The following is a 24,216-nucleotide window of genomic DNA, read 5'->3' as shown; positions in this document are numbered from 1 at the left end:
TGCAAGCCGGTCATCGTTACAGCATGCGCCACGGCGCCTGCCGCAACGCTGTTCAGGTCATGATCGGATCGATGGGAGGAGCGCGGGGTCCGGTGTTCGGCGGATAGATCTGGCGATGAATGGCTTCGGTCCGCGGCGGTAAATCGGCAGAAGCGACAAAGGCAACCAATATTCCGCTTACGTCAGTTGGGGCCGGCAACAAGATCGCGGCGCCGATACGGCACACCTCGCACCCTTGCGAATGGAACTTGTGGCCGGACGATCCTTTGCTGTCGTTCTCAGCCGAGGTCAGGCATAGGGTCGGTAGAGTGCCGTCGGGAAGAACGTAGTCGGCAAAATCCGAGGCGCGTGCGTCATCGATTCCGAGCGAAGGCGGCTGATGCGCAAAGCCGAGACACAGGATTGCCAGGACGCTGAGCGCCTGAACGATCCATGTCTCAATTTTCCACAACCGGCTCAAGTACCCACTCCGTGTTCCATAAACACATAGCGTCATCCGCGGCCATTCTCAACGCGGCAATTTGTTCGCTCGGTGAACAAAACGCCGCACCGCCAGCAATGTCACCGCAGCAAGCAACAAAGGGTTATGGATGGAGCCAAAGCGCCGAGGGTAGGGCAAAAGCCGCTAATTCCGTTCAACGTCTTGATTTATTTCTGGCTACGCCTGTCCGTCAAGAAGCGCGCCGTGCGCGTACAGCCGTGGCTCAATCTGACGCGCCACCAAAATGATGATGGCATCGCCGTAAATTCATCCCAAGCGCAGCTTGTCCTCTGTCAGAACTGACTGCGGGCGCTTATTTTTGCACCGGTCGATTGCTGGCCGTCCCCCTCAATGTTGAAGAGCACTCCCGCCTCGAACGTCCAGGCTGTGTCGGTGGAGAGCGATATGCCCGCCGCCAGCGATCCGAACAAGCCGTCACCATCGAGACCAGCATAGCCTGCGGTAAGGCCGAGGCTCGGTGTGAGGCTTGCGCCGTTTTGCAGTTTATATTCGCGCTTGATTTCCGCTCCCAGGCTCACGCGTAACTGCTCTTCGGTGAAGCCGGCAAGATCGACGATATCGCCCCCGCTATTGGAAACGCTGTAATCATCGACTTTCTCGTTGATGTACATCGCTCGCAGCTTGGGAGTGAGAATTGTTGCGTCATCAATGTCCCATTGGCCCTTGATCGCGCTATCGAACAACCATCGGCTTGTGTCGAATGTTCCGTCAAAAAAAGCCGTGTCAATATCGTTCGAAGATCCGCCGTATAGCAGGCTGGTGTCGAAGAACACGCCCTTTCCGATTTCGAACGATGCGTAGGGGCCTGCCAGCCATCCGTTACCTGTAAGCTCCGCGTCTTCTTCTGTGGGATCTGTCATGTGGTCGTAATGGAATGAGATACCGACGAGCGCTTTGTCTGAAAGAAGATAGTCGGCACCCGTCGACAGCATCGAAAAGTTCCCCCACTTGCCCCCGTTCTCATCGCGGTTATGAAAGATCATTGTTCCTTCGAGCCAAATATTGAATGGCGAAGATGCTCCACTCTTCAGACCATCAGCATTATCGCGAGCACCTTGCAATTGAACAAGGCTTGTCGAAAAGCTCGCCGTCATGCCTTCGGCATCGGGATTCATACGAAGCGTGACCGGATCGGTCGCCTCTTCCATTCGCCGGCGTTCAAGAAGGCCCGGCACGTTAATCGTAGAGGCAATGAGATTTTGACGCGTTTGCACGAAGCCGTGCACAAGGGTATCGATATCTTCAGCAACTGCGGCGGCATTTAGTCCCACGTTATATGTCACCAGACCTTGGTTGGAAACACCAAGTGCACTGATCAATCTGTAGCCGACGTTAACCTGTCCGGAGAATGCAGGGTTTGGAATAAACTTAAGATAAAAGCCGACGGGAGTAACGGGACCGACCTGGGCAACCTCGCCTCTGATAATCTGGATGCTTCCGGCGTTTGCCGGTTCGACTGCGATCACGTCGGCATCAACAAATGGACCGCCTGTGGCACCGCGATTGAGGTAGACATTCGGTGGAACTGTTCCGGCCGGCACATCGACAACCTTGTTAGTGACAGTAACCGTACGTTCGATGACTTTCACGACGTAACTGGCCGATCCCGTATTCCCATTCGAATCCCGTACCCCAATGGAAAACGAATACTCGCCAGACTTGGCGGCTTCGGAAAGAGGGCCATTCAATTGACCCGTCGAAATATTCAGAACAAGCCCATCGGGCATCGTTCCCGAGGCCAAGCTGTAAATCAAGGCTCCCGTGCCACCCGTGGCGGAGATGTTGGCACTGTAAGCTTCGCCGATCATCGCCTCAGGAAGAGCGCCGCCGGAGGGCGAGAATACGAAACCGACAGGTGCTTTTACCTCGAGCGTGTAGCTTTGCGATCCTGTCGCTCCGTGTGTGTCTGTGACCGTTACGTTGAAAGAAAAGCTGCCGTTGACGGACGGCGTTCCGGATAGGGCGCCGTTGCTTGTCAATGTCAAGCCGGCCGGAAGAGAACCACTGCCGAGCAAGAAGGTGTAAGGCGCGGTACCGCCGCTGCCGGCTAGCACTTTGCTGTAGGCGCGTCCGTTGACGGCTGCGTCCAGTGTCGGCGGAGAGACGGAAAGGCTAGGTGTACCAACCGCCAGGGAGTAACTCCGGCTTGCCTGCGACGCGGTGCCGCCGGTGCTGTCGGTCGCCGTCAGGGTGAACGTGAATGTGCCGGAGGCGGTGGGCGTACCAGAGAGGGAGCCGTCCGCACTGTTAAGGATAATCCCGGCAGGTAAAGTGCCAGCGCTGACGGCATATGTGTATGGCGCGGTTCCACCTGTCGCCGGGGTAATGGCAGCCGAATAGGCCTGGCCGGTGACTGCGTCTGCCAGGGTAGTGGCCGGCAAGGTCATGACCGGACCTGACACCGCTATACTATAGCTGCGAGAAGCCGTGCTCGGAGGCGTACTGCTATCTGTCGCGCTGGCAGTGAAACTGAAGCTTCCCGTGGTCGTTGGAGTGCCAGACAGTGCACCGGCGGAACTGAGCGTCAGGCCGACCGGGAGTGACCCTGTCGTCACACCATATGTATAGGGAGCTGTCCCGCCTGTTGCGGTCAAGCTCTGGCTATAGGGTGCATTGACTGTGGCGGCAGACAGCGACGCCGGTCCAACTGTCACAGGGGCATCGTCATCCACAATGGTTGCAGTGCCGGTGGCCCGCGCTATGGTTGCATTAACTGCCCCCGACAATGCAACGGAAAATGTCTCGCTCGCTTCAGGATTGGTGTCGCTGTTAATGCTCACCGCGATTGTGCGCGTTGTTACGCCCGGCGCGAATGTCAGCGCACCGCTTGCCGCGACGTAATCCGAACCGGCGGATGCCGTTCCGTCTGCCGTAGCATAGTTCACGGTAACAGTTTGACCACTTGCCGTGCTTAACTCGACCGTGAGGTTTGCAATAGAGGTGCCGCTGCTGCCCTCGTTGACCGAAATATCCCCGATACTCAGAGAGGGCAGGGCGTTGACTGCAAGCGTATAGCTTTTCGATGCCGTGGCGCCGTATGCGTCCGTGACGGTCGCATCAAAGGAAAAGTTGCCGTTTGCGGTGGGCGTCCCGGATAGCGTTCCGTTACCTGCCAGTGTCAAGCCGGCCGGAAGAGCACCACTGCCGAGCACGAAGCTGTAAGGCGCCGTGCCGCCGCTGCCTACCAGTACCTTGCTGTAGGGGCTTCCGATGACGGCGGCATCCAGTGTCGGCGGAGAGATGGAAAGGCTAGGCTGGCCGACCGTCAGGGAGTAACTGCGGCTTGCCTGCGACGGGGTGCCGGCAGTGCTGTCCGTCGCGGTCAGTGTGAAATTAAATGTGCCCGCCGCCGTCGGCGTACCACTGAGCGCGCCGCTGGCGCTGTCGACCACGATACCGGCCGGCAATGCGCCGTTGCCGAGTGTGTAGGTATATGGCGCGATGCCGCCGGTCGCCGGATTGATGGAGGCCGCATAAGCCTGGCCTGTGACGCCTCCGGTCAAGGTGGTGGCGGGGAGGTCAACTGTCGGTCCAGCCACGGCAAGTGTGTAGGCGCGGCTGCCGCTGGTAGGGCTGCCGCCGCTGTCGGTGGCGGTCGCGGTGAAGTTGAAGCTGCCGCTGGCGGTAGGAGTACCGGACAGCACGCCGGCTGAGCTCAAGGTCAAGCCGGACGGCAACGCACCTGCGCTGACTAGGAAGGCGTAAGGCGAGGTGCCGCCGCTGGCGGTCAGGGTCTGGTTGTAGGCGCTGGCTGCGGTCGCCGATGGCAGCGTTGTCGGACCGACCGTGACCACGGCATCGTCGTTATTGATTGTGCCGGTGCCGGTGCCGGTGCCGGTGCCGGTGCCGGTGCCGGTGGCGATGCTCGCATTGCTGGCGCCGGACAGACCGACGCTGAAGGTCTCGTTTGGTTCGACCGAAGTGTCGCCATTGACGGTCACCGCCACGCCTTGCGCGGTGATGCCCGGCGCGAAGGTCAGCGTACCGGAGCGCGCGACATAGTCGCTGCCGGCGGAGGCGGTGCCGTCGACAGTGGCGTAGCTGACCGAGACGGTCTGGCCGCTGGCCGCGCTCAGGCTTACCGTGAAGGTGGCCGTGGTGGTGCCGCTATTGCCTTCGTTGACGCTGACGTCGTCGATCGCCAGCGAGGGCGCGCTGTCGTCGTTGACGATCGTGCCCTGGCCCTGTGCATCGGCCACGGTCGCGCCGGTGACGTTGCTGACGTTGACGAAGAAGGTTTCGTTCGGCTCGTTGAGCGTGTCGCCGTTGATCAGCACGGTGAAGGTCGCGCTGCTGCTGCCGGCGGCGATGGTCCTGCTGAGGCTCGAAGCCACATAGTCCACGCCCGCCGTCGCGGTGCCGTCGGCGGTGGCGATATCGAAGCTAACTCCGCCGGCGCCGGCCGGCTGGTTGAGCGAGACGGTAAAGGTGGCGGTACTGGTGCCGGCATTGCCTTCGGTGATGCTCACGTCGTTGATCGTCAGTGACGGTTGGTCGTCGTTGAGAATGGTGCCGGTCGCGCTGTTCGGTGAACCCACACTGTAACCGCTGCCCGCCGCGAGGGTCAATATCACGGTTTCATCCGCTTCGACGGCGGAATCGGCGGTCGGATTGATGGTGATGGTGCCGCTGGTCTGGCCGGCGGCGATCACCAGCGGCGAACTCACCGCTGCGTAGTCGCTACCCGAGGTGGCGGTGCCGCCCACGTTGAAGGCGACCGACACCGCCGTCACCGGCGCCTGGCTCAGGGTGACGGTGTAAATCAGGTTGGTGGCGCCATCCTCGGCCACGCTGGATGGAGACACCGCGATTGAGGCGCTGGGTGCATCGTCGTTGAGGATGGTCGCAGTCGCGCTGGATGGATTGCCGATAGAGTAGCCGCTGCCGCTGGCCACGCTGATGACCACGGTCTCGTCCGCCTCCACCGCAGCGTCGGCGACCGGGGTGACGACGAAGCTGGCGGTAGTGGTGTTGGCGGGCACCACGATGCTGCTGACCGCGCCGGTGTAGTCCGTGCCGCTGGTGGCGGTGCCGCTGCGGGTGAGGTTCACCGTGGTCGCCGAATTGCTGGTCTGGCTGAGCGTCACCGTATAGGTAAAGGTCGCGCCGCTGTCTTCGTTCGCGCTGGACGGAGAAACCGCGATGCTGGCCGATGTCGCCGGGGTGATGGTTATGTTGACAGTAAAGACATCACCGTTCTCATCCTCCAGCGGGAAGCTGTCGCTAGTAGCGGTATTGTTGGAGTTTGGGGTGTAGGTGACGGATTGCATGCCCTGCGGCCCCGTCTGATTGCCAATCACGATCGTACCATGCGCTGGCTGAGCACCGTTCCAGCCGATACCCAGACCGATTGGGCCGTCGCAGTTCGAAACGTCGATGACCACAGAGCTACCCTGGGTAACATTCGCGCTCAAATTCGTACAATAAGGCGAAGTTGCCGCCTGAACCCCGAATGCTGGGATCAGCAGATACAGAAACGCTACAGCAATTGCGTATTGAACGTATCGAGCGACCTCGGAGACTTTCCGGACAGATTGAAAAGCCATGCCAATGCCTCAGAGAAAATTGCCCGACGAATCGCAACGCGGTTAAAGTTATTTCTATCTAAGGTTTTGCATTAATAGTGCTTATCTGCGCAATCTTCATTCAAAGACGATCATCAGAAAGATGCGAACTGTGGCGAAATTGCATCGAAATATGGGCGGATTGCCAAAATATTATTGTGTGAAAATAATGGGTTGGGCATTTTGTCTATCGGCGTCAATTGTGTCCGAAGACATACCAATCGGCCCAGCGGAAGCCGTCTCTTCCTCTGACCAGAATTTCCAACTATTCCCGATTTGGTTGTATGCATCCGTGACAATTGGCCGAGGTCGCCGACTATCTTAGATGCGCCGGCTACCGTGAGGATAATCCCTTCGAGCTATGTCATTTTACTGCGCTGCCCTCACTTTAGCAGCACCTCGATTCTGTCCAGTCCGCCTGCCAACCCCTTCAAAGATACGGTAAATGGAACTTCCGCGCCGCCATCATAGGCATAAGCAACAAGTTTCAAGGATTTACCGCTTCTGATTGCCATAGCTGCCTTGTCCGCAAATGCGAGGGATACCAGGCATCCGACCGGAAGGCATGTGCTGAACCGCGAAGACTTGCCGGGTGGGGTATCGTCAATCGCAAATGCGACTCCCTTATCCAGATTGAGCCCGAATGGCAGAATGAGAGAGCCCTTTATTGCTCTGTCAGCTGTTGGTGTGAGTTCAATACCAAGAACCTGCTGCCCGTTTTGTTGCACTTGCCGCTGATAGATAGAGCAGGTGCGTTTTTCGTTGCGCTTTGAGCAAGCAACCGTCCAGTCTTCATAGGTTTCCGAAAGCGAAGACGGAGTGCTGGACGCATTGTTGCTGTCCTGGGAGAAAGCCATGGTGGACGCGAAATTCGCGGCCACCATGATTGCAAGAACCATCACGCTTTTCATCAGAAACGGACGTCCAGCTTTGCGTTGACGCTATTTGCGGTTTCGTTGTTGCCAAATTCGCCGGAATAACCAATCCCGATTGTGGCTGTATCGCTAATCGCAACATCAAGCCCGAGCTCAACAACAGCCGCATCCTTTGTTAGCGAAGTGCCGGAAACGACATAGCTCTCGCTGCCGGCAAATCCCAATCGAGCGGACGGGTCGGTGTCGCCAAAGGCATGCTGCCAACCGAGCATTCCTCGGGCCCGTGCAATGTAGCCGCCCAACATGAAATCGGAGGACGCACGAAGGCCGAGTGTGGTCAACGTCGTGTCCAGGCTTTCGCTTGAGCTCGTCAGGGCCGCGATGCCACCTCGCTCATTGAAGCCGTCTCTCTGGATGTTGACGTGCGTGAGGTTGGCAAACGGCTCGAAAGCAATTGAACTGACATCGATACGGTAGCCGAGTTCGCCAAAAGCCTGGAAGCTTTGAGCGTCGTAGTCCGCCTTGAGTTGGTCCGTAAAGCCAGGGAACGCAACCGACCTGCTGGTCGATACCTGATGCCAAGTGTAGGTCAAGCCCGACCGGAAGGACAACTCACCGTACTGTGCGCCAGCATACATGCCGAGATGATAGTTATCGCTATTGCCCGAGGATGAGCGATCGTTCGAATCGAAGCTGGATCGGCTGTAGCCCCCGAGGATACCCAGCCTCCAGTCCGCGGAGACGGGAACATCGAAGCCTCCAACGAAACCACCGGTCGATGAATTCAAGTCGGCAGTGTTGTCATTGCCATCGATGTCGTTCCATCGGCCAAAGCCTTGTCCCCAGGCCGTGTACAGTGGGATGTCATCGCCTTTGGTGCCGAATCTTTCGTCACCCTCCGCATAGGCCAGGACAGAAACCGGGCGCGCGCCGACAGTGTCGAACGATGCGCGAATCCGGTCGTTGACCGCATCACGCACAAGCGTGCTGCTTGTCATCAATGCGTTCATCGCAGAGGCATGCACTTCGCCTGAAAGCGACTCGAACGCATGACGTGCTTCTTCTGCACTCAAAGGCAGCAGGCTGTTATAGAGGGCAAGCGATTGGCCGCTTTGCTCCAATGTATTCAAAGCCCGGGCAACATTTCGTTGGTTCTTGGTGACGGCGACCGAATCGAAGAGCCCCGTCGATGGTGTGCCCGGATCAGGGTTGCCGGGATTGGGTGTTCCAGGATCTGGGTTGCCTGGATTCGGCGTGCCCGGATCAGGGTTGCCCGGGTTCGGGGTGCCTGGATCGGGGTTGCCGGGATTGGGGGTGCCTGGATCAGGATTGCCCGGATTGGGGGTTCCAGGGTTGGGCGTGCCTGTATCCTTGACTGCGATTGTCAGATCAACTTGATTCGACGTTTGGGCCAATGCGACATCCAGAAAGGCCGACTTCGAAATCGCTTGAGCGAATTGCCCCTGGATCCCACCCGCCGATGACAGGATCGTATAGGTCTGGCCGTTCTGGTAGCTGGTCGCAGCATCGAGAGCCGTGACCTGTACGGACACGTTATTATCTATGAAAGTTCTGCCAGCGGCATCGACATAAGTGGGATTGTTCTGGGCATCGGTCCCGGTCCTTGTCTTCAAGGTTTTTACGATGATTTTGTCGCTGGCGCCGCTTCCGGCGATATCGACATCATAAGCGGAGCCTTCTCCTAAAATAAGGTCCCCGTTGACCGTGAACGTGCCAATAGCATTGTCAGAGTTTCCGGGTGAAATCAGCGCGCCCTTTTCAAGCGTGACGTCGCCGACCGCTCCAGATCCGATCAGCCGTCCGAACGCGTTGCCAACATTACGATCTCCCCAAACGTCAATGTTTGACGAAAAATATTCGCTTCCAAGGAAGTTCTTCCGGATAGCGCCTGTGTCCGCCTTGACGTTAAAGGTGCCGTTCTGGACCTGAATATTTGTCTCCCATGCGAAGACATTGTCGTAATTTGTAACGCCCGTGCCTAAATTGCTGGCCAAGACAAGTGTACTGCCACCATCAACAATGATTCCGCCAAGATTGTCGGTAGCGTCAAACTTGCTCAGGTCGCCTGTTAGAATCGTCTCGCCCGACATCGACTTGATATTGCCGTCGCCGGTCAAAGTGGCGCCAAATACATATCCAGACTGCGTATGGTTGAAATTCAGATATGCGCCTTCCGATTTCCCAAAAGAAATCACCGCGCTGGAATTGACAGTGCCGGCCGCTGCCGGAGCCTGACCGGTGGGAACGTGATTTAAATTCCAGCTATCAATTTTTCCACCAATGGTCAGATTACCGCCGGACTCCATGATGATGCCATTTTGCACATTCAGATTTGCGCCATCGGCAACAGACACATTTGCGTTGGAAGCGCTACCGCCAATCGTCAATGTGCCATTGACATCCATACGGGAATTGGAACCCGTAACGACAAAATTTTGAAAGCTCCCGCTGATGCCGATTTCCGCATCCTGCGCTACAATAGCTCCGCCATCTTCGATGCTCGCGTTGGATCCGACTGTAAAGGTGCCGGTGCTTGTCCACTTCGAACCGGCACCGCGGATGACAAGGGTAGAAATGCTGTCATTTGAGCCAAACGCAACAGCGTCGAGTGTTGCGTCTACTGTTTTAACCGTACCGCCATTGTCGATGGTAACGTTGACCGGACCAGAAACATCATCACCTGTAAGCGTGGACCCATTTCCAGTGACCTTCAAAGACGTCGCGCCGCTGAAGGTGAAATATTTTGAGTCGACAGAACCGCCATTCTCAATATTGAGCGCTCCGTCGCGACTAATATAAATATTATTGGCAAGCACATAATTGGCTCGCGGAATGATCCAGGAAGAACCTGGGCCAGTAACAGTGACCGTCCCCGAGCTGCCATTCCTATAGCCTAAGTAGCCGTTTGTGCTATACACTTTGGCGCCATCGGCAATGGTCAGCCCAACGTCCTTGTTGCTGTAGCCGACATAAAGATCGTCATTGATAAGCGTATCGTTTGTCCATGTTGTTTGCCCGCTATCTAACACTACGTCCTGAGCTAAGCTGACATCGCCACATGAAACAACTGCCGTTACAGTGATAGACCGAAATACCAGCGACTTAGACAATCTTGAGAAAAAATCATATGTTAAAGTTGGATTTTTTGAACTTGAAATCTTAAGCTTATCGCTGGAATTCTTGATCATTGTATAGCCCCGTATTGCATTAACAGTTGCAAGGGCAATACAGTTATAATAAATAACGATACCGCCCTTTTTGCGTTTTGGCATTTTCCATGTCGCATTAAGCACATATGCCATAACGAGGCCATTAGTGCAGGTGTGCTATGCGCGCATTGCGTTTGCCGCATAACTACAACGGGAATTGTTATGAGGATCGTCTAATATTCTGCTGAATTGTAAATTGCGTCCGGCTGTGACCCGCCTTGGGGTGAGGATAGATGTCGGGTACAAGCGGAGCGGATGCGAGCTAAAAAGGGATGAGGGCGCTATTGAGCGCCGCATGCACTAGCCTGCTCCGGGTGCCATAGGCATACCCTGCGTTAGGTGTAGATACTCGGACAGCGCCTATTCTAGCTGCCCAAGGTCAACATTGACCAAGCCCTCACTAATGCCTTTGGTCACAGCTGCGGCACGCGAAGAAACACCAAGTGCCCGCATCATTGCCGAGACATGGATGCGGACGGTGAACGGCGATATAGACAGAGCCGCAGCAATTTCTTTATTCGTCTTTCCGGCCGCGACGAGATTCAGGACTTCGGCCTGACGCTCGCTTAGTTGAATCACTTTGCCATTGCCGGCGTAATCATTGGCGGGCAGGCGGACGACCACTTCTCCCTGGCGCACCGCTAGGAGCGCGTCGGTCAACTCCTGCGGCGAGACGGACTTGTTGATAAACCCGTTGATGCCATAGGCAAGGATCGTCTGCACCGTTGCGCGATCCTCTGCCATAGTAACGACGACGATCGCGGAACGATCGAACTCATACCTGAGAGCTTCAAGTTCCTCGCGAATATTCGTGCGCGAGAAAAACAGATCGAGTATGAACATGCTGGGTTGCTTGGGCTCTGCCCGCGCTAACGTCACTGCTGCCTCGTAGGAATCCACACCCAATACAGTAGCGTCCGGTACAAGGCGTTCAATCAGGGAGCACAGGCCGTCGCGAAATACGGGGTGATCGTCTGCAATAATAATGCACTCAGTTCCCAAGGAATTTGTCCTTTCGGGCGCCATATCCGGTAAAGCTAAATATCATATTGCGCAATTGTCGCCGGCCTGCAGCGCCACCAATGTGGCAGCCTTACAGCCTTGACGTCATTAAGTTATTTGTTCAACAAGTGCCAGTTCATTGCATAATCCACTTCCTGACTACGCCTGTTTTTTCAAGGCAAACTTCCGACATGTTCGGCGACGGCTTATTTGAGCGTGACGCACTTCTTCCTCGGGCGTCTTGCCAGGCACGCAAATACTGGCTGGCATTTTTGAGATTAGTCCGGTCAGATTGGCGTCAGCATTAGCGTTTACGCAGACAACGACATGCCGGCGATCGAACTGAACGTCTCAATATTTTCCGAATTTAAATCCGAGCAGATACCCCATGAATGGTTCTAGGTTCGTGTATCCCTTGGCGCCGATAAGAGGAACTAGCTCACATGTACTATCGGCGCTTTCGCGGCAGGCGCTGCTACGGCCACAGGGAAGCTGCGCTAATCGGGCCGTCTGGCTGGCTGGTTTGCTGCGCTGCGTGATCAAAACAGACCCACCGATCACGGATAATCTCAGTTTACCATTATCTTGCGAGCTTCCAGCGCTTTGACCACGATGATCGATCGAAGCTCGGCCGGCCTGACCGGCTTCGACAGGATAGGGATGTCTGCCGAGCCTAAGTCTTCTCTGACGCGCGCTTCATCATGGCCGCTCATAACCACAACTGGGACGTCCTTGCCACTCCGCTCGCGGATAGATCGAATGCAGTCCGTCCCGGTGATGCCGCCGCCCAGATCGAAGTCGGTTATCAATAAATCGCACTCCTCCAGTTCTTCGGGTATGGCCAGTTCGGCCTGCACCTCGCATCCCCACTTGCGCAGCAGGCTGGCAGTTGCGGCTAACACGGCCTCGTCGTCTTCCACCAGAAGCACCCGCAGCCCGCTGACTGTCGTTGACTGCCCTGCAAGCGTTTTCATTTCGGAGCGGGCCTGCTTGCGTACGATCGGCAAGTTCCCCAGCGTCATGCAGGTTCCTTTGCCTGGCACCGAACGCATATCCACCTCAATATCGAGCAAGCGCCCCAGCCGCCGAACGATTGGCAGGCCGAGACCCACGCCCTCAACGTCTTTGTCACCACGTTCGCGAACCTGGTAGAACTCCTCGAATACCTTCGTTTGGTGCTCGACGGGAATACCGGGGCCTTGATCGTAGACTTGGACAGCAAGGCGCCCAAAGCGGCGCCGGCAGCCGACGAGGATGATACGGCCGGCGGCATACTTGATGGCGTTATTGACGATGTTTTGCAGCATCGTAGTAAACAGAGCCCGGTCTACCTCAACGATAGCGCTACAGGTTACGACGCGCAATTCAACGCCGCTCAGCTGGGCGGTTTCGTAGTTCTGGCGCAGCACATCCTCAATCACTTCCGCGATCGCGATCTTCTCGTACTTCGGCGTGACTCTACCGCTGTCGAGCGTCGAAATATCCAGCAGCGATTTGAATAGTCGCGACACGCTCTGCAGCGACCGGTCGATGTTTTCAACCATCTGCAGTTCCTTGGGCTGCAAGTTGGCATCACGCAGGCAGGCAGTGAACAGGCTGATGGCATGGATCGGCTGGCGTAGATCATGGCTCGCTTGTGCGAGGAACCGAGACTTCGACAAGCTCGCCTCCTGCGCCGCCTCGTAGGCTTTACGAAGCCGGCCCAGCAACACGTAGATATAGGCGGGTACCAAGAGGGTCGTCGCCGCGAATGTGAGGACCATGAATGGGTTTGCGCGCCAATAAGGATTGAAATAGGTAATCGCGGCGATGCCGGCTAACGACGTCGCGGTAGATGCTTTCAGGTAAGCAGGCCCAAAGCGAAGGCCGTTTCCGACCGTCACCCACAATATGATGGCAAAGAGCGGCAGGAGGGCCGGACCGCCGAGTGCAATTGTGTACGTCAACGCCCCAAGGTCGTGTGTGATCGTTATAGTGCGGCGCAGCCGGTTTACCCCGGGACGCTTGATTATCCACCAATACGCAGCGAGCGAAAACGGGAAGAAATAGCCGCAGATGAACAGAACGGGCTCTCGCAATTCAATTCGCGCTGCGCCAAGTATTGTCATTGGCACCACGTAAATAATCGCGGCCGCGACAATTATGATGCGGACAAGCGCCTGTGCCTTCTCCGTATCATAATCCTCTTCCACCTGCCCAGCACGTGCCGACTTCGTCATACGAGACTCTTTCTTCATTAAATTACGACAGTCGATCATGTCTTCGTACGCAGAGGTGGTAAAAATTTTATATCGATTGGCGCTGTGCCGATCGATTGGCTACTAGCACGCGATTGCTTCAACGCTTTTGCCTTGGACTTGGGATCGTCAATCACGATCGCATAAAAGACCGGAACGAACAGCATCGCAAACAGGGTGGCGGAGATCATTCCCCCGAAAAGCCCGGTGCCAGTGGCATTCTGCGTCTCGGAGCTCGCACCCTCGCGATGACCGGCGGCACGATGCAGAGGGTATGGGGCCTACCTGATGCTTAAGCGCATTGTCATCCACATTGCCGGTTCGCTTAAGCACAGGATAATGGACTGGAGAGGCGAACGGATGTCATTCCTCGCGTGTTCTGACGATACGCAGCTGCGAGTGCGACGCCGCTTCCCGGGCCAGGGTTGCGGCCGTCCTCAATGTTCGTTTTCAGGCAGAGCAGCGGGCCGAGGATGTCGGCTTTCAAAATTGACGTTGCGACCAGCCATGAAGCGAGTGTGGCGCGACCTTGAGCAGCCGCTGTCGTGACGACAGTCTTAGCGATTGGCCAGCGCGACTGCCTCGAATGGAAGGCAGTCGCCTGTTCGCCACAGAAGTCAGAGCCGGCCCTCGGCGAGCAGTTCGCGGGTCCGCTCCAGGGTCGACAGGAGGGCCGATTTGTAGCCCTTGTCGCCGTCGAACTGGGCCTGTTCTGCCTGTTCTTCCGGGCCATTCGGCTGCTTGCCGCGCAAGCCCAGATAGCAGTAGAACTTTAGCTGCAGCGTGCCAGCTTCGTCCTCGAACAACTCGTTGATGATGGCCCCCTCGCGTGGGCCGGTGGCCTGGAAGAAGGTGACCTTGCTCTGCGGCTCAAGGGTGATGATTTCCCTGATGTCGGAGCCAGCAATGGTTGCTTCGCGCACGAAGTGGGTCGTGCTTTCCTCGACGACGTCGCAGCGCGTGCAAAGGCCGGATGGGAGAAACAGGCGCGCGTCGCGCGCCTTCAGCTCCAGGCCCTTCCAGACCTGCTCCCGGGTGAGTTTTGTTTCGCCGTCCGGATTCACCGGGACTGTTGCGGTCGAATAGATCATAATGATGGTCCTTGTTTGAAATTGTGTCAGCGCCTCAGGCAGCGGCCACGGTTTGCGAGGCGAAGTCGCGATAGGAGCGCAGCGGACGGCCGAGAAGCGTGGTCAGGCGCTCGACATCGCCTCCCTCGGGCAGCATGCCATCGGTCAAAAATCGCTCGCCCATCATGCGCATGTCGTAAGCCATCCAGGTCGGCATGAATTGCCTGAGGTTCTGCTCGAAGGCTGCAGTATCGCCACCGCCATAGTTGATTTGGCGAGCGAGCACGTCCGACCAAATGGCGGCAATGTCAGTCCCGGTAAGGGTGTCGGGACCGACCAGGTTGATGCGCGTGAGCGGGAGCGGCTGTGCGGCCTGTTCACGGCGCAGAAGCTCGAGGGCGGCGATCTCCGCGATATCACGGACGTCGATCATGGCAAGGCCCTTGGTCCCGACGGGCATGGGATAGACGCCGTAGCCAGTGATGACGTCCTTGATGGTCAGATCGTTCTGGATGAAGTAGGCCGGACGCAGGATGGTGGCATTGAAGCCCATGTGTTCTATCATCCGCTCGACGCCGAACTTGCCGGCAAAGTGCGGTACGTTCACGTAGATGTCCGGGTGGATGACTGAGAGATAGACGATCCGGTCGATGCCCGCCGCACGGGCGACATTCAGCGTGATCAAAGCCTGGGTGAATTCGTCTGGTGCGACGGCGTTCAGCAGGAAGAGCGTAGAGACACCGTCGACGGCAGCGCACAGCGAGTCGACGTCGAGGAAGTCACCTTTTGCGACGGTCACGCCTGCCGGAAAGTTGGCCTTTGAAGGATCGCGGACGAGGGCGCGCACATCGGCGCCGCGGTCGACAAGGTGCTGGATGACTTGGCCGCCGATATTGCCGGTGGCCCCGGTAACGAGAATGGTCATGAGTTTTACTCCGTGTGTGTTTGCTTGACACCCGGAATATGGATGGTTCATTGATGACCCGATAGATCGTTAATTTGGATGCGCCGTCTCACAGGTGGAACGAACGATCATGATCCCTTCGCCCCTCTCGATTTCAATCTCGTTGCGGGTCGTCTCTATCCACTGCAAACGTCCTGACATACTCGAGTGATCTTTGGCTGGCTCCTATCGTTGCTGAACATCCACGAAGTTTGAATACGCATTCGCATCATCCTCACTTTACAGCTAACATGTTACGTGCATAATAGATTGATGTTAGCTCGGAAAAGGATGGCATTGGTGAAGAAGTTTGGCTTGTCGGCAGCATTGACAACACCGTACGACACGGCAGGAAATATCTTGCTTTCCGACATTGCTGACCATGCGAAGTTCTGTCTCGCCAACGGCTGCGATAGCGTCACGGCTTTCGGGACGACTGGCGAAGGAAGTTCGATAGGGGTTCGCGAAAGGGGCGAGGTTCTGAGCGCACTGGCGTCGGCGGGAATCATAGGCGAACAAATCGTGGCAGGGGTGCTTGTCGATTCCATTGCGGATGCGGCGGACCAGATGGCTCAGGCGCTCGATGCGGGCGCGCGCAACATCCTGCTTGCGCCTCCTTCCTACTTTAAAAACGTCTCGGACGATGGCCTATTCAACTGGTTTTCGGCTGTCATCCGGCAGCTTGGCACAAAGGCGCGTGATGTGATCGTCTACAACATCCCGTCGGTGACAATGGTCAAGATATCCGTCGAACTGATAGCGCGCCTGCGTAAGGCGTTTCCTTTGGTAGTCACTGGCGTAAAAGATTCGGGAGGCGACTGGACTCATACAGAGCGATTGCTGAAGGAGCATGGTGACCTGGCCATCATGATCGGCGACGAGCGTCATCTGGCGCAAGGGACAAGATTGGGCGGGCAGGGGGCAATCTCGGGGATGGCCAACCTTCTTGGTAAGGAAGTTCGTGCCATGGCCGTCGATGGAAGAGAGGATAGCCGTGTGACTGATCTGGTCAACATCATTCTCAATTACCCTGTGACGCCGGCAGTCAAGGTCTTGGTTGCGCACACCACCGGCAACCCAATATGGTTGAATGTCAGGCCGCCGCTGGTGACGGTGGCGCCGGAAGATCGGGGACGGATCAGTCAGGCATTCGATCGGACCTTTGCGACGAAAGCAGCGTGATCTGGCGGTAAAGGGGAACGTCCATGGACGAAGCGGGCGAGCAAGTTAGTTTGCGGGAAAAGGCGTATGAAAGCTTCACGCGACATCTCCTTGCTCGAGACGTTCGTCCCGGTCAGTTCATCTCGCAACGGCAGCTTGTCGAGCTCACGGGTCTGACCCTCGGCGCAATCCGTGAGCTGATTCCGCGCCTGGAGACCGAAGGTCTCATCAAAACTGTACCGCAGCGCGGGCTCCAGATCGCCCATATCGATCTCAGCCTCATCAGGGAGGCCTTCCAGTTCCGGATCGTTCTGGAGAAGGAGGCTGTCGCACTGTTCACGAAACTGGCCAGCGATCAGGAGGTTCAGCGGTTTTTAGGTCAGCACCGGGATATCGTGCGCAGGATCGAAAGCAGTGGCCCTTCCCCCGAACTAGAACATCATGCGCAGGCGACCGACTGGGGGATGCACAACGCCTTCGTCGATGCGATGGGCAACTCGATCATCTCCAATGCCTACCGGGTGAATGCCATCAAGATGCGCCTCATCAATCAAGAGCGCATCCGCATCGAAGGCCGGGTCGCGCCGGTGATGAAGGAGCATCTTGCGGTTCTCGAAGCCATAGAAAGCCGCTCGGTAGAAGACGCGATTCAGCGCCTGGTAGCGCATATCGGCAATGCAAGGGACCGCGCCCTAGCCATCTGAATTCATCAGTGGCCGCTCTGAGGAGATGCGGTCGTTTCAAACGGGAGGACAATATGACGACTTCTATCATGAAGCCCAGCCGCCGGACCTTTCTGGCGGCCAGTGCGGCACTCGGTGGTGCGGCCATGCTGGGCGGGAGACCTGCTTCAGCCGCGGTTGACTGGAAACGCTTTTCCGGCACGACCCTGGATGTAAACCTGATCAAGAGCCCGCGCAGCGAAACACTGATCAAATATCTCTCCGAGTTCGAAAGCCTGACCGGCATCAAGGTCAATGCCGAAGCAACGCCGGAGCAGCAGCAACGGCAAAAGACCGTAATCGAGCTGAGCACTGGTAAGCCAAGCTTCGATGTGGTGCATCTAAGCTATCATGTGCAAAAGCGGCAGTTTGAAAAGGGCAGCTGGCTGGCCGACATCAGCGGCTTTGTGAAGGATCCGTCGCTCACCGATCCGTCGTTGACCGAAAAGGATTTCGCGGAAGCGGGTTTGCTGTTCGCTAAGGACGCGGCCGGCACTCTGCGTTCGCTGCCCTTCTCGGTCGATTATTGGATTCTGTATTGGAACAAGGAGCTCTTCGAGAAGAAGGGGCTCTCCTATCCCAAAACTTTTGAAGATCTGGTGGCAGCCGCCGAAAAGATCACTGATCCCTCTTCGAATACCTACGGCTTCGTGGCTCGCGGCCTCAAGAACGCCAACACTCCGGTCTGGACATCGCTGATGCTGGGTTATGGCGCAGCACCGATCGATGCTCAAGGCAAGGTCGATACCTCGTCCAAGGAAGCCATCGAGGCCGCAAAGCTCTACCAGCGGCTCATGACCACGTCCGCACCTCCCGGCGTGTCAGGCTTCAACTGGGCCGAAGCGCAGTCAGCATTCCTGCAGGGCAAGATCGGCATGTGGTTCGATGGCGTGGGGTTTGCACCGCCGATCGAGGACCCCCAAAAGTCACGAATGGTCGGAAAGGCCGGCTACGGCGTTATGCCGAAAGGGCCGGCAGCGCAGGCAGCCGGGACGTTCGGCGACGGGCTCGGCGTCACTGAAGCCTCGACCAAGAAGGAAGCCGCCTACTTGTTCTGCCAGTGGGCAATATCCCACGACATGGGTGCGCGCCTACTGCAGGCAGGTGCCGGCGTGCCGTTCCGCCAGTCGATCCTGACGGATGCCAAGGTTCGTGAAGGCGTCAAAATGCCAGCCGAGTGGCTGGATGCGGTCGCCGGCTCCGGAAAGATCTCCAAGCTCGCTTTGCCTGTGGTCATCCCGGTCACCGAGTTTCGCGACATCTATGGCGTCGCCCTGACCAACATGATCGGCGGCGCTGATCCTGAAGCTGAACTCAAGAAGGCCGCCGCCCAATTTGAACCGGTTCTGGCGCGAAGCGAGGGGTAATGGCATCCGTGAGCATCGACAACCCGATGACGGATGCCGAGCAGATTGGGAGCAAGCCCCCGCGGCTTGTTCCCAACTACTGGCCGTTCGTCCTGCCGGCCCTGCTGGTCGTCTCGGCCGTCATCGTCTTCCCGTGGCTGTTCACCCTGTGGATGAGCCTTAACAGCTGGACCCTGGGGCAGCCCCGCACCTTTATTGGTTTCGCCAATTACGTGCGGCTGGTGCAGGATATGAGGTTCTGGGAATCGCTGTGGCATACGACCACCTACACGGCGCTCTCGGTGGTCCTGCCGCTCTTCTTCGGCACGCTGGCGGCTCTCGTGTTCGATGCGAAGTTTCCGTTTCGGGGCTTTCTCCGCGGTGTCTTCGTCATGCCGATGATGGCCACGCCTGTGGCTGTCGCGCTTGTCTGGACGATGATGTTCCATCCCCAGCTCGGCGTCCTGAACTACCTGCTTTCTCTGGTTGGTATCGGCCCGCAGGAATGGATCTACAACCAGTCGGCCGTCATTCCCTCGCTGGTTATCGTCGAGACCTGGCAATGGACGCCGCTCGTCATGCTGATCGTGCTGGGAGGCCTGGCTGCCGTGCCGCGCGAACCCTATGAGAGCGCGGAAATCGACGGCGCCAATGCCTGGCAGAAATTCCGCTACCTGACCATGCCGATGATCGCACCTTTTCTGATGATTGCCGTCATCATCCGCTCCATCGACGCGATCAAGAGCTTCGACATCATCTACGCGATGACCCAGGGCGGCCCGGGCACGGCTTCGGAAACGATCAATATCTATCTCTACAACACCGCCTTCGCCTATTACGATATCGGGTATGGGTCTGCCATGGCAGTGGTGTTCTTTCTCATCATCATCGCGCTTTCCTTCGTTCTTTTGATGGTCAGGCAGCGCGCCAACTGGTCTGATATGGAGGATCGCTGATGGCAAGCCGCCTCATTCGCAGGAAGACGCTCGACAGCCTCGGCCTGTTCTTTGTCGCCTTCGTCATGGTGTCACCGGTCATCCTGTTTTTTCTCTGGATGATTTCGCTTTCGCTGAAATACGAGATCGACAACGGCGCTTATCCGCCGATCCTGATCCCGGAAAATTTCGCCTGGTCGAACTACCTGAAGGTGTTCGAGGAAAACAACTTCCTGCTCTACTTCTGGAACTCAATCCTGGTGACAGGCACCGCTACGCTTCTGGCTCTCGTCATCGGCGTGCCGGCGGGCTATGGGATTGCGCGCCTGAAGGCAGAGAAATCGGCGGTGATCATCATGATCGCCCGAATGACCCCAGGGCTTTCCTTCCTCATCCCACTGTTCCTGGTTTTCCAGTGGCTGAGCCTGATCGGAACCCTGTGGCCGCAGATCATCATCCATCTGGTCGTGACCGTACCCATCGTCGTCTGGATCATGATCGGCTATTTCGAGACTACACCGATCGAGCTGGAGGAAGCGGCAAGCATAGACGGCGCAACGCCGTGGCAGGTATTCCGGCTGGTCGCCCTGCCGATCGCCAAGCCCGGCATCGTCGTGTCCTTCATCCTGGCGCTGATATTTTCCTGGAACAACTTCGTTTTCGGTATCGTGCTCGCCAATCGTGAAACAAGGACCCTGCCGGTCGCTGTCTACAACATGCTCTCCTTCGAGCAGGTCAGTTGGGGGCCACTGGCCGCCGCCGCCCTCATCGTCACACTGCCGGTCCTGTTGCTTACCATGTTCGCGCAGAGACAGATCGTGGCTGGCCTGACCGCCGGCGCCGTCAAGGGAGGCTGAGGCTCACGCCCTCAACTCTCAAGGACCCCATCGAATTCAGGATTATCCCATGGCAACCGTCAACATTCAGAACATCCAAAAGAACTACGGCGCGGTGAAGGTCATTCACGGCATCGACATCGATATCTCCGACGGAGAATTCGTGGCCCTCGTCGGCCCGTCCGGCTGCGGGAAATCCACGCTCCTGCGCATGATCGCCGGGCTCGAGGAGGTCAGTGGCGGAGAAATTCGCATAGGCCCGCGCGAGGTGTCGCATATACCTGCCCGCGATCGTGACATTGCTATGGTCTTCCAGAATTACGCCCTCTATCCGCACATGACCGTGGAAGAGAATATGGGCTTTGCCCTGAAGCTGAAAAAGGCCGACGTCGCGGAGATCAAATCAAAGGTCGGCCGCGCCGCCGCCATTCTCGGCCTGGAAAAGCTTCTCGACCGTTACCCCAAGCAGTTGTCGGGCGGCCAGCGCCAACGCGTCGCCATGGGACGTGCGATCGTGCGTGATCCCGCCGTCTTCCTGTTCGACGAGCCGCTTTCCAATCTGGACGCCAAGCTGCGCGTGCAGATGCGCGGCGAGATCAAGACCATGCACCAGCGCATTGGCACCACCACGATCTATGTCACGCACGATCAGGTGGAGGCCATGACCATGGCCGACAAGATCGTCGTTCTTCATGATGGTCATATCGAGCAGATCGGGGCGCCGCTGGACCTTTACGACCGTCCCGCCAACATCTTCGTAGCTGGGTTCATCGGCTCTCCGGCCATGAACTTCATTGATGGGCGGATCGAGGAGGGAGCGTTCCGTACGTCGAAGGGGTTGATCCTTCCATTGCCGCAGACCTTGCCTTCGATTCCCGGCGGCAGAGATCTCGTCTACGGCATCCGGCCCGAGCATATTCGTGCATCCACTCAAGGCATAGAAGGACGCGCGATCCTAGTAGAGGGAACCGGCTCCGAATTGTTTGTCCGTCTCGATGCCAAGGGGGAGGACATTGCCTGCCTTTTCCGGGAGCGACTGGATATCGGTTTCGGCGACACGGTTTTTGCCGAGATCGATCCGACCAAGGCACATCTCTTCGATAAACAGACCGGCCGCCGCATCTGATCCCATCATGAAGAAACGGGTTCTTTGTGTCGGCGCCGCGGTCCTGGACACCATCTTCCGGGTTCGCGAGTTGCCGAAGGGTGAAGGAAAGATCCTTCCCTACGAGATGGTACAGATTGCCGAGGGCATGGCCTCCAGCGCCGCCTACGCCGTGGTCCGTCTTGGCGGAGATGCCACGCTGTGGGGAGCGGTGGGAGCCGATGAGACGGGCGAGCGCATATGCCGCGAGCTTGGCGGTGACGGCATTGACATCAGCGAGATGACCAGGGTGGTGGGTGCTCCATCCGCACTCTCCACCATTCTCGTGGACGATCGTGGCGATCGTCTGATCGTGCCATTCTACGATGCAAGGCTGCATGCAGATCCGCCCGCCTTCACGGCAGAGCAAATCGGTGGTTTTCACGCGGTTCTGGTGGACGTTCGCTGGCCCACACTGGCCGGACGTGTTCTGGCGGAGGCGCGGCGCGTGGGCGTCCCGGCAATCCTAGACGGTGATGTCGCCCCGCCCGAAATCCTAGAGACCCTCGCGCGGATGGCCGACCACATCATTTTCTCCGAGCCAGCCGCTCGTTTATTGAGTACCGCGGAACAGGAGGACGAACTTGTTCTGGAGCTGTCCGGCCGTTTCCCTGAGGCCATGGTCTGTGTGACCTTCGGCGCGGGCGGAGCCTACTGGGCTCCACAGGGAAGTACGACGGTTTTTCATCAGCCTGCGCTGGCGATCACTCCCGTCGATACCCTGGCAGCCGGCGACGCCTTTCATGGAGCCTTCGCGCTTGCTGTAGCAGAGGAACTTGGCATTGATCAGGCCATTCGTCTCGGCTCCGTGACCGCCGCCCTCAAGTGCGAAGTCTTCGGGGGAAGGAGGGGCATGCCTTCACGTGCTACGGCAGAGAATACGCTTAAGCGCTTGCCGGAATTGGTCCTAATCAATCAATAGCGAGATTGAATTAGATTCGGCGCATATTGCAATATTCAGTTTTGAAAACACCCGAGGCTCATTCCGTTGTAAAGTAGGCAGGCATTCGGCTTCCAGAACTGGTATAAAATTCCTTTGCTCCGTCGAACTTCATCATCTCAAGCGCATAGGCTGCTTTCGAGCCCAACGCCAGCGGGGCAGAGAGCATTGCTTTAAATTCCGAATGGCTTCAGCGCCATTTCACCGTTGCCTCTCACCTATGCGGTAACATTATAATGTGGAAAATATCATCTGTCTGAGGGCGTCATCATTTCACGCCCCTGTGGAGTCCGCCGCGAATGCTTAGGTTCAATAAACCGTCTGCCTCCAAGCGTGCGTTGGGAGCGAAAAGCGCCTCATTGGTGGGCCTCCGCGCCAGGCAGTCAGACGGGCGGTTGGGACGAGGCCATCGGCGCCTTCACATCCGGGCGGGTGGCCATGCTGATTGAATCCATACCGCTAGTCGGCATGGCGCTCGATAAGAAGTCGTCGCCGCTTACCGGCGGCGGTTACGGCCATGGCGCGCGATGTTCCGTGGGGTATTCTGAACGCCTCGGTGGTCCTTCTGCCCATTCCCCCGCTTCTCTTCATCGGAGTGCTGAGCGGGATGCTCAACAGCGCCTTCAGGCGCAAGTCATCTTAGAAAAAGAGGAATAACCGTATGCAAGCTCTCGTTCTCGAGGAAAAGGGTAAGCTGTCCCTGAGAGATATCGACCTGCCGCTCGAACTTGGCCCGGACGACGTCAAGATCAAGATCCATACGGTCGGGGTCTGCGGCAGCGACGTACACTACTATACTCATGGTGCTATCGGACCCTTCGTGCTGCGCGAACCCATGGTGCTCGGTCACGAGGCGGCTGGCACTGTGGTTGAAATTGGCTCCAATGTGAAGAACCTGTCGCTAGGTGACCGGGTCTGCATGGAGCCGGGTATACCGGATCTTTCTTCCCGGGCCTCCAAGCTTGGCCTCTACAACGTCGATCCAAGCGTGCGGTTCTGGGCGACCCCGCCCATCCATGGCGTCCTGACGCCTTATGTCGTTCATCCCGCCGCTTTTACCTACAAGCTGCCCGATAATGTCAGCTTCGCGGAAGGTGCAATGGTCGAGCCGTTCGCGATCGGCATGCAAGCAGCCGCACGCGCGCGTATCGCACCAGGTGATGTTGCAGCTGTGGTCGGCTGTGGCCCGATCGGAATCATGGTCGCACTGGCGGCGCTTGCCGGTGGTTGTAGCCGCGTCTACGTTTCGGATTTCAGCGCCGAGAAGCTCGCCATTGCTGGTCAGTTCCAGGGGATCATTCCTGTCAATATAGGCGCGCGCTCTCTGAATGACGTGCTCCACGCGGAGACGGAAGGCTGGGGCGCCGATGTGGTGTTCGAGGCAAGTGGAAGCGCGAAAGCCTACCAAGGTCTTTTCGATCTTGTTCGGCCGGGCGGCACCATGGTTATGGTCGGCCTCCCGGTCGAGCCGGTCAGTTTCGACGTGTCTGGCGCCATTTCCAAGGAAGTGCGCATAGAAACCGTTTTTCGCTACGCAAACATCTTCGACCGCGCCTTGCAGCTCATCGCGTCCGGCAAGGTCGATCTGAAACCCCTCATTACCGAGACCTTCAATTTCAAGGACAGCATCAAGGCATTTGAGCGCGCTGCCTCGGCCCGGCCAACGGATGTGAAGCTGCAGATCCTCATGGAAAGCGGGGGAGAATAAT

The 24,216-nt window shown here is 57.5% G+C and carries 17 protein-coding genes; 8 read left to right on the top strand and 9 right to left on the bottom strand.

Annotated elements, in window-relative coordinates:
- Positions 1-52: 52 nt before the first annotated feature.
- The 9 genes from EPK99_RS01460 to EPK99_RS01420 all read right to left on the bottom strand — a co-directional run bounded on the left by EPK99_RS01460 (position 53) and on the right by EPK99_RS01420 (position 15,405).
- On the bottom strand, positions 53-460 hold the full coding sequence (locus EPK99_RS01460; RefSeq protein ID WP_245455589.1) for a DUF2946 family protein: 408 nt from the start codon (positions 458-460) through the stop codon (positions 53-55).
- Between the two features lie 314 nt (positions 461-774).
- Positions 775-5,886 carry a putative Ig domain-containing protein gene (locus tag EPK99_RS01455; protein WP_205909031.1) on the bottom strand — a complete coding sequence of 1,704 codons (5,112 nt, stop codon included), beginning with the start codon at positions 5,884-5,886 and terminating at the stop codon, positions 775-777.
- Between the two features lie 563 nt (positions 5,887-6,449).
- On the bottom strand, positions 6,450-6,977 hold the full coding sequence (locus EPK99_RS01450) for an invasion associated locus B family protein (protein ID WP_128440851.1): 528 nt from the start codon (positions 6,975-6,977) through the stop codon (positions 6,450-6,452).
- On the bottom strand, positions 6,977-10,150 hold the full coding sequence (locus tag EPK99_RS01445) for an autotransporter domain-containing protein (RefSeq protein ID WP_164901660.1): 3,174 nt from the start codon (positions 10,148-10,150) through the stop codon (positions 6,977-6,979). The genes EPK99_RS01450 and EPK99_RS01445 overlap by 1 nt, the downstream gene beginning before the upstream one ends.
- A gap of 381 nt (positions 10,151-10,531) precedes the next feature.
- Positions 10,532-11,173: a LuxR C-terminal-related transcriptional regulator gene (locus EPK99_RS01440; protein ID WP_205909030.1), complete on the bottom strand. Its 642-nt coding sequence runs from the start codon at positions 11,171-11,173 to the stop codon at positions 10,532-10,534.
- A 569-nt stretch (positions 11,174-11,742) separates the two neighbouring features.
- A complete protein-coding gene (locus EPK99_RS01435) occupies positions 11,743-13,392 on the bottom strand; it encodes a hybrid sensor histidine kinase/response regulator (protein WP_128440848.1) in 1,650 nt (549 codons plus the stop codon).
- A 35-nt stretch (positions 13,393-13,427) separates the two neighbouring features.
- Complete coding sequence (locus EPK99_RS01430) at positions 13,428-13,679, bottom strand: efflux RND transporter permease subunit (protein WP_128442114.1); 252 nt, start codon at positions 13,677-13,679, stop codon at positions 13,428-13,430.
- A 348-nt stretch (positions 13,680-14,027) separates the two neighbouring features.
- Positions 14,028-14,501 (bottom strand): SRPBCC family protein, encoded by a 474-nt coding sequence (locus EPK99_RS01425; RefSeq protein WP_128440847.1) that lies wholly within the window; start codon positions 14,499-14,501, stop codon positions 14,028-14,030.
- Between the two features lie 34 nt (positions 14,502-14,535).
- Entirely contained in the window at positions 14,536-15,405 is an 870-nt protein-coding gene (locus tag EPK99_RS01420) for an SDR family oxidoreductase (RefSeq protein ID WP_128440846.1), read from the bottom strand.
- A 315-nt stretch (positions 15,406-15,720) separates the two neighbouring features.
- Here EPK99_RS01420 and EPK99_RS01415 point away from each other — a divergent pair, with 315 nt between their 5' ends.
- From EPK99_RS01415 to EPK99_RS01375, 8 genes are all read left to right on the top strand, one after another.
- Positions 15,721-16,605, top strand: a complete 885-nt coding sequence (locus tag EPK99_RS01415; RefSeq protein ID WP_128442113.1) for a dihydrodipicolinate synthase family protein — start codon at positions 15,721-15,723, stop codon at positions 16,603-16,605.
- 23 nt (positions 16,606-16,628) lie between these two features.
- Complete coding sequence (locus tag EPK99_RS01410) at positions 16,629-17,288, top strand: GntR family transcriptional regulator (RefSeq protein WP_128440845.1); 660 nt, start codon at positions 16,629-16,631, stop codon at positions 17,286-17,288.
- Between the two features lie 53 nt (positions 17,289-17,341).
- On the top strand, positions 17,342-18,673 hold the full coding sequence (locus EPK99_RS01405) for an ABC transporter substrate-binding protein (RefSeq protein ID WP_128440844.1): 1,332 nt from the start codon (positions 17,342-17,344) through the stop codon (positions 18,671-18,673).
- A complete protein-coding gene (locus EPK99_RS01400) occupies positions 18,673-19,608 on the top strand; it encodes a carbohydrate ABC transporter permease (RefSeq protein ID WP_128440843.1) in 936 nt (311 codons plus the stop codon). Before EPK99_RS01405 ends, EPK99_RS01400 begins: the two co-directional genes overlap by 1 nt.
- A gap of 14 nt (positions 19,609-19,622) precedes the next feature.
- Positions 19,623-20,444, top strand: a complete 822-nt coding sequence (locus EPK99_RS01395) for a carbohydrate ABC transporter permease (protein WP_205909058.1) — start codon at positions 19,623-19,625, stop codon at positions 20,442-20,444.
- Between the two features lie 49 nt (positions 20,445-20,493).
- Positions 20,494-21,549, top strand: coding sequence for an ABC transporter ATP-binding protein (locus tag EPK99_RS01390; RefSeq protein ID WP_128440841.1), 1,056 nt, complete (start codon positions 20,494-20,496; stop codon positions 21,547-21,549).
- A 7-nt stretch (positions 21,550-21,556) separates the two neighbouring features.
- The gene (locus tag EPK99_RS01385; protein WP_128440840.1) at positions 21,557-22,489 is read left to right on the top strand and encodes a sugar kinase; all 933 of its coding nucleotides are present in this window, start codon (positions 21,557-21,559) and stop codon (positions 22,487-22,489) included.
- Between the two features lie 679 nt (positions 22,490-23,168).
- Positions 23,169-24,215: an NAD(P)-dependent alcohol dehydrogenase gene (locus EPK99_RS01375; protein ID WP_128440839.1), complete on the top strand. Its 1,047-nt coding sequence runs from the start codon at positions 23,169-23,171 to the stop codon at positions 24,213-24,215.
- The last annotated feature ends 1 nt before the right edge of the window (position 24,216 follow it).

Source organism: Neorhizobium lilium, assembly GCF_004053875.1.
Taxonomy (GTDB): Bacteria; Pseudomonadota; Alphaproteobacteria; order Rhizobiales; family Rhizobiaceae; genus Neorhizobium; species Neorhizobium lilii.
The sequence above is the reverse complement of the archived record's forward strand: the minus strand, read 5'-3'. Positions and strand labels throughout refer to the sequence as shown.

Bases quoted from the DNA above. Each gene is read 5' to 3' on its own strand.
- EPK99_RS01420 (WP_128440846.1), bottom strand. From the start codon at position 15,405: ATGACCATTCTCGTTACCGGGGCCACCGGCAATATCGGCGGCCAAGTC.
- EPK99_RS01405 (WP_128440844.1), top strand. From the start codon at position 17,342: ATGACGACTTCTATCATGAAGCCCAGCCGCCGGACCTTTCTGGCGGCC.
- EPK99_RS01400 (WP_128440843.1), top strand. From the start codon at position 18,673: ATGGCATCCGTGAGCATCGACAACCCGATGACGGATGCCGAGCAGATT.
- EPK99_RS01410 (WP_128440845.1), top strand. From the start codon at position 16,629: ATGGACGAAGCGGGCGAGCAAGTTAGTTTGCGGGAAAAGGCGTATGAA.
- EPK99_RS01385 (WP_128440840.1), top strand. From the start codon at position 21,557: ATGAAGAAACGGGTTCTTTGTGTCGGCGCCGCGGTCCTGGACACCATC.
- EPK99_RS01435 (WP_128440848.1), bottom strand. From the start codon at position 13,392: ATGACGAAGTCGGCACGTGCTGGGCAGGTGGAAGAGGATTATGATACG.
- EPK99_RS01425 (WP_128440847.1), bottom strand. From the start codon at position 14,501: ATGATCTATTCGACCGCAACAGTCCCGGTGAATCCGGACGGCGAAACA.
- EPK99_RS01450 (WP_128440851.1), bottom strand. From the start codon at position 6,977: ATGAAAAGCGTGATGGTTCTTGCAATCATGGTGGCCGCGAATTTCGCG.
- EPK99_RS01445 (WP_164901660.1), bottom strand. From the start codon at position 10,150: ATGATCAAGAATTCCAGCGATAAGCTTAAGATTTCAAGTTCAAAAAAT.
- EPK99_RS01375 (WP_128440839.1), top strand. From the start codon at position 23,169: ATGCAAGCTCTCGTTCTCGAGGAAAAGGGTAAGCTGTCCCTGAGAGAT.
- EPK99_RS01390 (WP_128440841.1), top strand. From the start codon at position 20,494: ATGGCAACCGTCAACATTCAGAACATCCAAAAGAACTACGGCGCGGTG.